Source organism: Streptomyces sp. NPDC051320 (assembly GCF_040682175.1).
In the GTDB taxonomy this organism is placed as follows: domain Bacteria; phylum Actinomycetota; class Actinomycetes; order Streptomycetales; family Streptomycetaceae; genus Streptomyces.
The window spans coordinates 401,371-413,474 of record NZ_JBFBAL010000003.1 but is presented as its reverse complement, the minus strand read 5'-3'; the positions used below and the strand labels follow the sequence as shown (position 1 = coordinate 413,474).

Sequence of the window (12,104 nt, the reverse complement as noted above, 5' to 3'; positions counted from 1 at the left end):
CGCGAGATCCCATTCGAGCCCCACAGTCCTTGGAGCCGAGAGCGTGGTCCGTCCGGGCCAGAGAGACGCCGTGGTCCGAGGTCTCGTCTCGAGTAGCTGGTTTCACCTCGCCACCTAGATACCAGTCCGGTATCATCGCTGTATGGCGATGACACTCCGGCTCCCCGACGACCTTGACGCGAAGCTCACCGAGCGTGCTCGTCGGGAGGGCCGCAGCAAGCAGGAACTCGCTGTCGAGGCCATCCGTGACGCCCAGGACCGGGCCGAGCTGAAGGTCGACGACGTCCTGGCCGAGCTGATGGACAGCGATGCGGAGATCCTGGACTACCTGAAGTGACCGAAGTGCGCTATATCCAGATCGACGAGATCCTGGCGGTTGTGCGCAGGGTCAACGGTACCGAGCACAGCGTGCGTGACATGGGACTGTTGGTATCAGCGATCGAACGGCCCCGGACCAACGTGTTCGGAGCCGAGCTGTATCTCACGCTGCACGAAAAGGCGGCAGCGCTGCTCCACTCCGTTGCCCGAAATCACGCACTGATCGACGGCAACAAGCGAACCGCCTGGCTCGCCATGCGCGTCTCTCTGCGACTCAACGGCGTCAGCGCCAGTATCGCTCCGCCGCCGGTCTCCATTGCCGGCCCGTTCGTCGAGGAAGTCGCGCAGGACGACATCGATGTACCGGTCATTGCCAAGCGCCTGTCGGCCTGGTTCCCCGTTTCCCGACCTTCGACGTCGTGAGGTACGGGACGGAATAAGGTTCCGTGAGCGGTGCTGGCTCCTGGCAGTCCGCCGGGCGGACTGATCCCGTTGTGGGACCCGTTCGTCCAGGGGGTTGATTCGTATGCTTTCGCGAGACGGGGCAGCGGGTTCGTACGAATGATGGTGGCGACGTGCGTTCATCATTCTTGACGCTCGAACGACGCTCGGTTCGTGAGACTGAAGCGGGGCCGCGTTGCTCGGCCGGCGATGGGCGAGAGGGGCCGGCAGAGCGCCTGCCAAAGGATTCTCATAGCCGCTCCGTGGCCGTCCGGCGCGGACGCCCAGGACGTCACCCGCACGGACTCGGTGCGCAGCACGTCCCGGGTGCTCCGATCCGCATCAGCCGCTGATGGGCGTGACCCCTGAGGGCGCCGGGACCAGTCGGTACCCGCCGTCCTCGCGTCGCACGTGTCCGGCGGTCGGCTGCGGGAAGTGGCTTCCGAGCAGGAGGGTTGACGTACCGGCCAGTGAGTCGAGCACCTGGTTCCGGGTCCTGACCGCGAGTTCGGGAGCGATGTCCACACAACTGCTGAGCTCCGGATGCGCCATCTGGACCGGGTGGTGGATGCTGTCGCCGGTGACCAGTGCGGTTTCGCCACAGCTGCTCAGTTCCACCGCTACCTGCCCCGGTGTGTGGCCGGGGGTGGGGAGCAGACGGATGCCCGGCGCGACGTCCGTGCCCTCGTCCGCGACATCGATGAGGTCGAACAGACCTGCTTCCCGGACGGGATGGACCGAGTCCCGGAACATCTGCCGACGCGCCTCCTCCATGTCGACACCCGCCCAGTAATCCCACTCGGTGCGCGAGGTGAGATAGCGCGCGTTCGGGAAGGTGGGCACCCAGGCGTCACCCTCGGCACGGGTGTTCCACCCCACGTGGTCGGCGTGGAGGTGGGTCAGGACCACGAGGTCAACGCTCTCCGGCGGGAAGCCCGCCGACCGTAGCCGTGCTTCGTAGTCGCTGTTCAGGTTGTGCCAGGCAGGGTTGGCGCGCCGCTTCCCGTTTCCGATGCCGGTGTCCACCAGCACCCGCATGCCGTCCACCTCGACGGCGAAGCTGTGACTCGCCAGGCGCAGGACGCCTTGTTCGTCGGCGAATTCGGGGCTCAGCCAGGGAGTCCGGATGACGAGGTCGGTGGTCGCCCCGGGCAGCAGCCACGGACCGGTCCGGGCGGGCAGGACCACTTCGTCGATGCGTCGCACGGTGTGGTCGCCCACCGTCCACGAAGGGGCGGGGGAAGTGGTGGACCTGGTCGTCTGCGATGAGGTGAACACGGAGACTTCCTTACCTGTGATGAGTTGTGAGGACGGAGATGTCTGGAGCGGGTGTGCCGGCTGAGGCGGATGGGTGGTTGCTCATTGCCGGGCCCCCGCGGGCGTCCGGCGGCGGTGTCCGGCGCCGACCGTGCAGCGGCACGGTCAGTACCGCCACCGCGACGGTCGCCAGTACGGCCAGGCAGCCGGCGTAGGTCAGTGCTGCCGCCCGCAGTCCGAAGCCCGCGGTGAGGGCGCCGGCGCCGTTGAGCAGGAGAGCGTGGGCGGCCGCCGACGGCAGCGCCAGGTGGGGCCGCGTCGAGCGCAGTGCGCCGGGACGGCGGCGGACGGTCTCGGACGTCGCGACGAGGGTGATGGCCTGAGCGGTGAACACGGCCATCAGGGCCGCGTACACCGTGATCGTCGGAACGAGGGCGGAGCGCACCATGAGGGTGGCTGCCAGGACGCCGGCCGCCATGCCCGTCACCGGCGCGATGCTGTTGGCCGGAGCGGCGCGACCCGGCCGAGCGGGGTCTTCCATGTCGAGGAGAGCCGCACCCGCTGCGCCGGTCGCCGCGCCGGTCGCCATGCCCTGCAGTACCCGGGCGCCGATCAGGGTGGTCAGGCCGCCGGCCGTCGCGAACAGCGCTATGGAGGCGACCTGGACCGCGAGCGCGCCCAGGAGCACGGGGCGGCGTCCGACATGGTCGGAGAGGGTTCCGGTCGTCAGTAGTGCGATCAGGAGCGCCAGGGCGTAGGCGCTGAAGACCACGGTGATGACGAGGGCCGACCACTGCCACTGAGCCTGGTAGCGGGGGCGTCCGGATGTGGAGGTGCGGGGAGACGCGGGGCCCGCGGAGACGCTCTGCATCAGGGTCCTTCCCGGCCTAAAGGCAATTGGTTTGCTTTAGTCGACCGTAGGCCCTACGGTCGACTAAAGCAAACGATTCGCGTTTAAGTCACTCGGGGACCCTGACCAGCCCCCGCCCGTCACGCCGCACAGATCCGGAAGGACGCCATGACCAGCGAACTCACCCCCCAAGAGGCAGCCCGATGGGCGCTGCGGGCGGGGCTCCCCCTCGGGGACGGCCGACACGAAGAAGTGGCCCTGACGGCCAACTACATCCACTCCGTGATCAGCACGTTGCGCGACCTCGACTTCGGCGACACCCCTCCCGCGTCCTCCTACCGAGCCGGACAGGAGGACACCGATGCAACCGTTTGAGCTGTCGCTGACCGAAGCCTCCCGTGCGGTGCGCGCAGGGGAACTTTCCCCCGTCGAACTCACCGAATCGATGCTCGCCCGTATTGCCGCCGTCGAAGGACAGCTGGGCGCCTACGTCACCGTCGCCGCCGACGCGGCCCTGGCCGCAGCGGTCCGCGCCGAACGGGAGATCTCCGAAAGCGGACCGCGCGGGCCGCTGCACGGGATCCCCATGGCGCTCAAGGATCTGATCGACGCCGAGGGCATGCCCACCACGGCAAGCTCGCAGGTCCGGGCAGGGCACATGGCGGAACACGACAGCCGGGTGGCCGAACGGCTCGGCGCCGCCGGGGCCGTCCTCCTGGGCAAGACACACACGCATGAGTTCGCCTACGGCCTGACCACTCCGCAGACGAACAACGCCTGGGACCACAGCCGGGTCGCGGGCGGATCGAGCGGCGGCTCGGCGGTAGCCGTCGCCGCGGGCGGGGCGACGTTCGCCATGGGCACGGACACGGGCGGTTCCATTCGGGTACCCGCGGCCCTGAACGGCGTGGTGGGCCTCAAGCCGACCTACGGCTTGGTCCCACGCACCGGCGTGACCTCGCTGTCCTGGTCCCTGGACCATGTGGGCCCTCTCACCCGCACCGTCCAGGACGCCGCGCTGGTGCTGTCGGCGACCGCCGGCCACGACCCCCGCGACCCGGCGAGCGTGTCCGGCCCCATGCTGGACCGCTTCCCGGGAGGCGACCTGCGAGGACTGAAGGTCGGCGTACCGCGAAACCACTACTTCGACCGGGTCACGCCCGACGTCGAGGAGTCCGTACGCGGCGCGATCGAGCGGCTGGCGGAGCTCGGGGCGGAGCTCGTCGACGTCGAGATCCCGATGGCGCGTTACATCCAGGCCGTCCAGTGGGGTCTGATGGTCCCCGAAGCCACTGCGTACCACGAGCGGTCGCTGCGGGCCACCCCCCACCTGTACGCGGCGGACGTTCGCATCCTGCTGGAGGCCGGTGAACTCACCTCTGCGGGCGACTACCTCCGCGCCCAGCGGGCCCGCACCATGATGCGAGACGCCTGGGCTCGCATGTTCGACGGAATCGATGTTCTGGCCGCGCCGACGGTGCCGATGACCGCCGCCGATGCGGGCCAGGGAGCCGTCGAGTGGGCCGATGGCACGACCGAGGCCGTGTCGGACAGCTACGTCCGCCTCTGCGCCCCCGCCAACATCACCGGCGTCCCGGCCCTCACCCTGCCGGTCGGTCACGACAGCATTGGACTGCCGATCGGTATGCAGCTGATGGCGCGCCCCTTCCGCGACGCGACGGTGCTCCGTGTGGGCCGGGTCTACGAGGAGTCGGTGGCCGGCGCGGGGCGGCTTGCTCCCGTCGCTGCCTGAGGGAAGGCGGACGTTCCAGCCGGCATGCGGTCGCGTCACCGCAAGGGCGTCCGCCGTGCTCGGGCGCCTCGACACGTAGCGCTGCGGGTAGCCGACGCCGGCCACCGCCTAGAAGCAACGGATTCGCATTAAGGTGGATCGCATGAGTTCCAAGCCCATGGCCCGTCCCGGCGGGCGCAGCGCACGCGTACAGGAGTCCGTCCATGTGGCGGTGCGTGAACTCGTAGGGGAGGTGGGCCGCGACGCGCTCACGGTCCCGATGGTGGCCACTCGGGCGGGCGTGACCCCCTCCACGATCTACCGTCGCTGGGGCGACCTGCAGGAACTCCTGTCCGACGTGGCCGTCGAGCGACTGCGCCCGGAAACGGATCCGGCCGATCTCGGAAGCCTGCGGGCCGATCTCGACGCGTGGGCGGAACAGTTCCTCGACGAGATGGCCTCGCCGCCCGGGCGCGCCTACATCCGGGACGCCCTGCTCGGCGACCCCGACGGCACCAATGCCGGTCAGTGTTCGGCGTATGCCGCAGAGCAGATCGACACCGTGTTGGCCCGTGCGGTGCAGCGGGGGGAGCCGGTGCCCGAGACGGAACTGCTGATCGACCGTGTGGTGGCGCCGATCATGTACCGCATCCTCTTCCGCCCCGGCCGACTGGACGCCGCATACGCGCGCGAGCTCGTGACGAACGCCGTCTACGCCCTGCAGATCGAGGCCGGCGCTCGTCCCGCCCAGGCCGCGGCCCCTCGGCGCTTGAAGACACCCGACAGCTGATCACTTCGCTCATCGGGCGGTCCGGCCACTGGGCCGGGGAGGCCGAGCGGCTGGCTGTACTGGCGTGGGTTCTGCTGTCCCTGTTGACCCGAGCAGTGGGCGCCGGCCTGCGGGTACACGGTGGCCGGATCTTGGGCGGCGGGTGATCAGCGGCGGGTAGCAGCAGCTGGGCGGCCTGATCCGGGTCGAGATGGGCGCACGGTCCGATGCGGGCCGATGCCACTGAAAAGGTCTGTGCTTCGAGCCGGGAACAGAGACTGCTCTTCTGAAACGCTGCGCCCCGGATGGGCCAATATCTATGACCGCGAGGTAAGGGTTTGGCGTGTCATACAGGGAGAGTGCTTACTGCGACCGGCAGAGTGGAATTATTTAGCGTACTCGGACCGCTACCTCGTGCTACTGTCAATCTCAGTTGCAGTTGTGGGTTCCCAAAACTTCAAGCGCCTTCGTCAGTATTTGCTGGCCGTGGGAAGCTTTTTTGTCATTCCGGTTGTTTTCCGGACGGGGCATCATCGCGGCGACCTGGTATCCGCGCATCGCGGGTCCCGGCGTACTGCCCCGGAGGAGATATGACGTGGCGTCAGGCACCGTGAAGTGGTTCAACGCAGCCAGAGGTTTCGGTTTCATCGAGCAGGACGGCGGGGGCCCTGACGTGTTCGCCCACTTCTCGAACATCGCCTCCCAGGGCTTCCGCGAGTTGCTCGAGGGCCAGAAGGTCACCTTCGATGTCGACCCGGGACACAAGGGCCCGACGGCCGAGAACATCATTCTCGCCTGACGCTGACACGCGTGCGTAGCTGGGGCCCGCATCCCTCGGGGTGCGGGCCCCGGCTACGGCACTTCCCGCAGTGGTGTCACCTGAGCCCCGCCCGTTTCCTTCCTCCACGGATCCGCGCCTCTTCGGGGCGACAACCGGTCGACGTCAGGGATTTATTATCCACGCGACCTCATCCGCTTCGTCCTTGGCCTTCCGCAATTCACTGCATCGTCAGATTCTTTTTCCGCATTCCGTTCGGCCGTTCTTGTGTTTCCCCGTACTGATCTTTTGCTGCGGGAATTCCTTGCTACGTGCCGCGTATCAAGGAAGGTTCTCGATGAACCCCACACGTACGAACGGCCGCTCCTCCCACGCCCGCCGGACCGAAGGTCCCGCTTTCGGCTCCGGCGCTGGTTCTGGGCGGGGTGGCCGCTTCGGCTCGCCCGCCCCGAGCCGTTCGGGGGGACCTAGCCGATCAGGCGGCCAGGGCCGGCGGCCCGCAGGGGGGCAGGGCGAGTTCGCCCTGCCGGAGACGACCACTCCCGCGCTGCCCATGGTCGAGGCGTTTGCCGATCTCGACATGCCAGGTCCGCTGCTGGCCGCGCTGACGGCGCAAGGCGTGAGCGTCCCCTTCCCGATCCAGGGCGCGACCCTGCCCAACACCCTCGCGGGCCGCGACGCCCTGGGACGCGGGCGCACCGGATCCGGCAAGACGCTCGCCTTCGGCTTGGCCCTGCTGGCCCGTACCGCCGGGCAGCGCGCCGGGCCCCGCCGGCCGCTGGCCCTGGTCCTTGTGCCGACGCGTGAGCTGGCCCAGCAGGTGACCGACGCACTCACCCCTTATGCCCGCTCGGTGAAGCTGCGGCTGGCCACCGTCGTCGGCGGAATGCCGATCGGCAGGCAGGCCAACGTGCTGCGCGATGGCGCCGAGGTCGTCGTCGCAACGCCGGGACGGCTCAAGGACCTCATCGACCGCGGTGACTGCCGGCTGAACCAGGTCGCGATCACCGTCCTGGACGAGGCCGATCAGATGGCCGACATGGGTTTCATGCCACAAGTCACCGCGCTCCTGGACCAGGTGCGCCCCGAGGGCCAGCGGATGCTGTTCTCCGCAACCCTCGACCGCAACGTCGACCGCCTGGTCCGCCGGTACCTCACCGACCCGGTCGTCCACTCCGTCGACCCGTCCGCAGGCGCGGTCACCACGATGGTGCATCACGTGCTGCACGTTCACGGTGCCGACAAGCACCGGACGACGACGCAGATCGGGGCGCGCGAAGGCCGGGTGATCATGTTCCTTGACACCAAGCATGCCGTCGACCGACTGACGCAGGACCTGCTGAACAGCGGTGTCCGGGCCGCCGCCCTGCACGGCGGCAAGTCACAGCCGCAGCGCACCCGGACCTTGGCCCAGTTCAAGACCGGGCACGTCACCGTGCTCGTGGCCACGAACGTCGCCGCCCGCGGCATCCACATCGACAACCTCGACCTCGTCGTCAACGTCGACCCACCGACCGACCCCAAGGACTACCTCCACCGCGGCGGTCGCACCGCGCGCGCCGGCGAGTCCGGCAGCGTCGTCACACTGGTCACCCCCAACCAGCGCCGCGACATGGCCCGCCTCATGACAGCTGCAGGCATCGTGCCCCATACCACTCAGGTCCGCTCCGGCGAAGAGGCCCTCAGCCGGATCACCGGCGCCCGGACTCCCTCCGGCATTCCCGTGACGATCACCGCACCGGCGGCCCAGCGGCGTCAGCGCAGCACGGCCTCACGCGGTCGGCGCAGCCCCGTCCCGGCTGCCCGGCGCGTGACCGTGCGGCAAGCGTCCTTCGACGCGGCGGCCTGATACGACTTCGTGATCAGGAAGCTGACCCACTCATGCAGGAGGCACCTTTTGACGCTGATTCAGTTGCAGCCCGGCCCGACGAGTGCCACCCCCGTGCACCGTACGGTGGCCGAAGCCATGGACACCGCAGGACCGCAGGTCTGTGACGACATGACCGTCGAGGTGGCCCTGTCCGTCATGGCCGGCGCCCGCACCGGGCACCTGCTCGTCTGCGACGACGGCGGCCTGTGGACGGGACTGCTCACCCACGCCCAGCTCACCGCAGCCCGTGACAGCTCCGCGTACACGGACCGGGTTCAGCTGCGCGACATCTTCGGTAACCGAGGGCCGTTCACCTCGCCCGTGACCACCGTGGCCGAAGCTGAGCATGCGATGCGCCGCCGCCGGCTCGACGCCCTGCCTGTGGTCGACGAACACGGCAGCGCCTTGGGCGTCCTCGCCCTTGCCCGCTGAAACGCCCCAACCGCAGCAGAACCATCCTCCCCTTCGCTTCTCCCTGTGAGGCATCATGCGCTGTGTCATCGCCCGCTTCCCGTTTGACCTCACCAGGAGCGGTGTCCTGGAATCGATGAAGGGTGTCAAGCCCGAGCTGGCTTCCGGCGAGTCCGTGATCATTGGCCGCCGCACCTACCCCGTCAAACAGGTCGGCCAGGTCGTCACGCGCCAGAACCGCCGCGATTTCAGCGCCGGCGAAGTCATCCGTGCCATGACCCGACTCGGCTTCACCTGCCGCGGCCTTCCCCAGGACGCCGCTCCCACACGCATCCTCAGCCCGATGCAACAGGCGTCCGCGATGCTCGGAGCCCCCGCAGACGTCTGACCGACAGGCAGGCGCGAGCCGCCGTCAAAGCAATGCTGAGGGCCCGACCGGGATATGCCGGTCGGGCCCTCACCGCTCCGCGAAAGCCCAGGTCGGCGGACTCGCCGGCGGCTGGGGACGCCACGCCGGGTCCGTATGCAGGCCGAGCGCGAGTTTCATCTGCCGGCGCAGCGCCTGCACAACACCGATGTCTTCCGACTCCTTGACGATGCGTGTCGGCCCACCGGCTGAGTCCGATCGACCTGCGCACCCCGGTGCCCTCGTCACCGGGAGGGACACTCTGCTGGGGCCGGTCGCCGAACGCCTGCCGGATTCAGCCCTGCTCGACGAGTGACGCCAGGGCAGCGTCGAGGCGTGCGGTGGCCTCGGCGGCGACGGATTCAAGGGCGGGCAGACCGGTAAGGGTGACCATCGTCGCAGGGTCGAGGGCCTGGACGAGGGTGGTGTCACCGTCGCGTCGGACGACGACGTTGCAGGGGAGGAGCAGACCGATGGCGCGGTCGGCCTCCAGTGCCTGGTGGGCCAGGGGCGGGTTGCAGGCGCCGAGAATCAGGTAGTCCTCCATGTCGTGGTCGAGCTTGGCCTTGAGGGTGGCGGTGACGTCGATCTCGGTCAGGACGCCGAAGCCCTGGCCTTCCAGGGCTTCTCGGACGGCGGCGACGGTGGCGGCGAAATCGGTGTCGAGCCTGACGGTGCGGTCGTAGGACATGTCTGGTCTCTCCTCTGTGCGGCAGCGGCCCAGGGCGCTTCCTTGATACCCCGCCGGATGCCTGTCAGGACGGAGTGAGCGCTTGTGAAAGGGATGTCCCTGACCTCGAAAATACCCCCCTGGGTATCGCTGTTACAGTGAAGGAAAGGATACCCCCCGGGGTAAAAACTATGGAGGGAGTCGACCGTGTTCTTCGTGGAAATCCTGGAGACCGAGGGCCTGGGCAACCGCAGCTACCTCGCCGGCGGAGCTACGACGGCGGTGGTCATCGACCCGCCACGCGATGTGGACCGGGTCCTGGCGGCAGCGGCCGGCCGCGGAGTGCGAATCGGCTGCGTGGTGGAGACCCACGTGCACAACGACTACATCACCGGTGGGCTGGAGCTGTCACGGCTGACCGGCGCGCGGTATCTGGTGCCTGCCGCGGCGCGGGTCTCCTTCGACCGGGTCCCGGTGGCCGACTACGACAGCTTCACCGTCGACACCGGCCTGTGCCTGCGGGCGCTGGCCACCCCCGGTCACACCCCGCATCACACGTCGTACGTGCTGGTCGAGGACGGTCGGGAGGTAGCCGCGTTCACCGGCGGGTCGCTGCTGATCGGCACGGTGGGGCGCCCTGACCTGGTGGAGCCGCGGCTGACCGAACAGCTGGCCCGCGCCCAGCACGCCTCCGCCCACCGGCTGGCCGGTGAGCTCCACGACGACGTGCGGGTGCTGCCCACCCACGGCTTCGGAAGCTTCTGCTCCTCCTCCCAAGCTGAAGGAGATGCCACCACCATCGGCAAGGAGCGGACCCGTAACGATGCCCTGACCCAGGACGTCGACAGCTTCGTGGCGCAGATGCTGGCCGGGCTGGAGGATGTGCCCGCTTACTACGCGCACATGGGCCCGGTCAACGCCGGGGGCCCGGCGCCGGTGGACCTCGCCCCGCCCGAGGTCGCCGACGCCGAGGAGATCGCGGAGCGCCTGGCCGCCGGTGAATGGGTCGTCGACCTGCGCAGCCGTACCGCCTTCTCGCAAGGGCACGTGGCCGGGACGTTCAACTTCGAGGCCGAGGGCCGGCTCGCCACCTATCTGGCCTGGCTGATCCCGTGGGGCCGACCCGTCACCCTGCTTGCCGGCTCCGCCGAGCAGCTCGCCGGGGCCCAGCGGGAGCTGGTGCGGGTCGGTATCGAGCGGCCCGCTGCCGCCGCCACGGGCGAGCCGTCCTCCTGGCTGCGGGCGGGTGAGGACTTGCGGTCCTTCCCCCGCGCCGACTTCGCCGCCCTGAAGCAGGCCCGCGAACGCGGCGAAGACGTCGTGGTGCTGGATGTGCGCCGTGACTCCGAACGCGCCGACGCGTACGTGCGGGGCTCGGTGCACATCCCCATCCACGAACTGCGCGAGCGTACCGGCGAGGTCCCGGCCGGAGTGGTGTGGGTGCACTGCGCCGGCGGTATGCGCGCCGCGATCGCTGCGTCCCTCCTCGACGCGGAAGGCCGTGACGTGGTCGCCGTTGATGACGGCTTCGACGCCGCCCGGAGCGCCGGTCTGACCGTCACCGCGAACAGCTGAACCCCCGTGAGCAGAAAGCAAGGATGACGATGTTCTTCTTCCCGCGCGGCCCCGGTCGCCTCAGCCCTGACCAAGCACACCCATGTACGAGCACCGGCGAAGCGGTCCTCCTGGGCGCCCGTGAAGTCCACGAGTGGGAGGCCGGGCATACCCCGTCGGCGGTGCACAGGCCGCTCTTCCGCCCGGGGGACGTCACGGGCGGCATGAGTGGCCGGGTGCAGGCGGGCCTGACGGTCACCGCTTCCGGCGGCAGGGGCGGTTCGATAGCGTGAGTGCGCTGATCCTGGCCCTGATGGCCGGGGCCGTGGTCGGTCTGGCGCTCGGCGCGCTCGGGGGAGGCGGCAGCGTCCTGGCCGTCCCGGCCCTGATCTATCTGCTCGACTTCACCCCGGCCGCGGCCGCCACCGCGAGCCTGCTCATCGTCACCGCCACCTCCGCGACCGCCCTGTACGCCCACGCCCGCGCCGGACACGTCCGCTGGAAAACCGGAGCGGCGTTCGCCGCCGCGGGCATCATCCCCGCCGCGCTGGCCGGAATGCTTGCCGCCCGTCTCCCCCAACCCGTACTCACCGCGGCCTTCGCCGCGATCGCCGCCCTCGCCGCGCTGAAGATGCTGGGCACCACCCGTGCGCCGGCCGACGGGCCGTCGCAGGCCGTGCGGCCGCTGCAGGCAGGCGGCGCCGGAGTGGGCCTGGGAGCGGTCACGGGACTGCTCGGAGTAGGCGACGGATTCCTCGCCGTTCCCGCGCTGGTCACTGTGCTGGCATTCGAGATGCAGGCCGCCGTCGGGACCAGCCTGCTGGTCATCACGGTCAACTCGCTGGCGTCCCTGTTCAGCCGCTCCGGTGGTGCGTCGGGGCTGGACTGGGCAGTCGTAGCGCCGTTCGCGGGCGCCGCGGTCCTGGGCGCCTGGGACGGCAAGCGGCTGGCGGCGAAGGTGTCCGGGCGCGGGCTGCAGCGGCTGTTCGCCGTTGTGCTCCTCGGAGTCGCCGCGTTCATGCTTGCCGACGCGCTGACATGACCGGCA

Annotated in this window: 14 protein-coding genes; 11 read left to right on the top strand and 3 right to left on the bottom strand. The window is 69.4% G+C overall.

What is annotated here, in order from left to right:
- Window positions 1-142: 142 nt before the first annotated feature.
- Together AB0M87_RS09530 and AB0M87_RS09525 are read left to right on the top strand one after the other, a co-directional pair.
- Window positions 143-337 carry a ribbon-helix-helix protein, CopG family gene (locus tag AB0M87_RS09530; protein ID WP_030703572.1) on the top strand — a complete coding sequence of 65 codons (195 nt, stop codon included), beginning with the start codon at window positions 143-145 and terminating at the stop codon, window positions 335-337.
- Window positions 334-741, top strand: a complete 408-nt coding sequence (locus AB0M87_RS09525; RefSeq protein ID WP_365851334.1) for a Fic family protein — start codon at window positions 334-336, stop codon at window positions 739-741. Before AB0M87_RS09530 ends, AB0M87_RS09525 begins: the two co-directional genes overlap by 4 nt.
- Window positions 742-1,101: 360 nt before the next feature.
- On the opposite strand, the gene AB0M87_RS09520 is transcribed toward AB0M87_RS09525, so the two are convergent.
- On the bottom strand, window positions 1,102-2,037 hold the full coding sequence (locus tag AB0M87_RS09520) for an MBL fold metallo-hydrolase (protein ID WP_365851333.1): 936 nt from the start codon (window positions 2,035-2,037) through the stop codon (window positions 1,102-1,104).
- 10 nt (window positions 2,038-2,047) lie between these two features.
- Window positions 2,048-2,887: an MFS transporter gene (locus tag AB0M87_RS09515; protein ID WP_365851332.1), complete on the bottom strand. Its 840-nt coding sequence runs from the start codon at window positions 2,885-2,887 to the stop codon at window positions 2,048-2,050.
- A 147-nt stretch (window positions 2,888-3,034) separates the two neighbouring features.
- On the opposite strand from AB0M87_RS09515, the gene AB0M87_RS09510 reads away from it, so the two are divergent.
- From AB0M87_RS09510 to AB0M87_RS09480, 7 genes are all read left to right on the top strand, one after another.
- Window positions 3,035-3,241, top strand: coding sequence for a hypothetical protein (locus tag AB0M87_RS09510; protein WP_365851331.1), 207 nt, complete (start codon window positions 3,035-3,037; stop codon window positions 3,239-3,241).
- On the top strand, window positions 3,228-4,619 hold the full coding sequence (locus AB0M87_RS09505) for an amidase (RefSeq protein WP_365851330.1): 1,392 nt from the start codon (window positions 3,228-3,230) through the stop codon (window positions 4,617-4,619). The genes AB0M87_RS09510 and AB0M87_RS09505 overlap by 14 nt, the downstream gene beginning before the upstream one ends.
- A gap of 142 nt (window positions 4,620-4,761) precedes the next feature.
- On the top strand, window positions 4,762-5,388 hold the full coding sequence (locus tag AB0M87_RS09500; RefSeq protein ID WP_365851329.1) for a TetR/AcrR family transcriptional regulator: 627 nt from the start codon (window positions 4,762-4,764) through the stop codon (window positions 5,386-5,388).
- A gap of 574 nt (window positions 5,389-5,962) precedes the next feature.
- Window positions 5,963-6,166: a cold-shock protein gene (locus AB0M87_RS09495; protein ID WP_365851328.1), complete on the top strand. Its 204-nt coding sequence runs from the start codon at window positions 5,963-5,965 to the stop codon at window positions 6,164-6,166.
- Window positions 6,167-6,482: 316 nt separating this feature from the next.
- The gene (locus tag AB0M87_RS09490) at window positions 6,483-7,994 is read left to right on the top strand and encodes a DEAD/DEAH box helicase (RefSeq protein WP_365851326.1); all 1,512 of its coding nucleotides are present in this window, start codon (window positions 6,483-6,485) and stop codon (window positions 7,992-7,994) included.
- A 48-nt stretch (window positions 7,995-8,042) separates the two neighbouring features.
- Window positions 8,043-8,447, top strand: coding sequence for a CBS domain-containing protein (locus AB0M87_RS09485; RefSeq protein WP_365851325.1), 405 nt, complete (start codon window positions 8,043-8,045; stop codon window positions 8,445-8,447).
- Between the two features lie 55 nt (window positions 8,448-8,502).
- Complete coding sequence (locus AB0M87_RS09480; RefSeq protein ID WP_365851324.1) at window positions 8,503-8,814, top strand: SCO5918 family protein; 312 nt, start codon at window positions 8,503-8,505, stop codon at window positions 8,812-8,814.
- 313 nt (window positions 8,815-9,127) lie between these two features.
- Here the strand turns inward: AB0M87_RS09480 and AB0M87_RS09475 are convergent, their stop codons facing one another.
- Entirely contained in the window at window positions 9,128-9,523 is a 396-nt protein-coding gene (locus AB0M87_RS09475) for a DUF302 domain-containing protein (RefSeq protein ID WP_365851323.1), read from the bottom strand.
- Window positions 9,524-9,709: 186 nt separating this feature from the next.
- On the opposite strand from AB0M87_RS09475, the gene AB0M87_RS09470 reads away from it, so the two are divergent.
- Window positions 9,710-11,077 (top strand): MBL fold metallo-hydrolase, encoded by a 1,368-nt coding sequence (locus tag AB0M87_RS09470; protein WP_365851322.1) that lies wholly within the window; start codon window positions 9,710-9,712, stop codon window positions 11,075-11,077.
- A gap of 268 nt (window positions 11,078-11,345) precedes the next feature.
- Complete coding sequence (locus AB0M87_RS09465) at window positions 11,346-12,098, top strand: sulfite exporter TauE/SafE family protein (protein ID WP_365851321.1); 753 nt, start codon at window positions 11,346-11,348, stop codon at window positions 12,096-12,098.
- The last annotated feature ends 6 nt before the right edge of the window (window positions 12,099-12,104 follow it).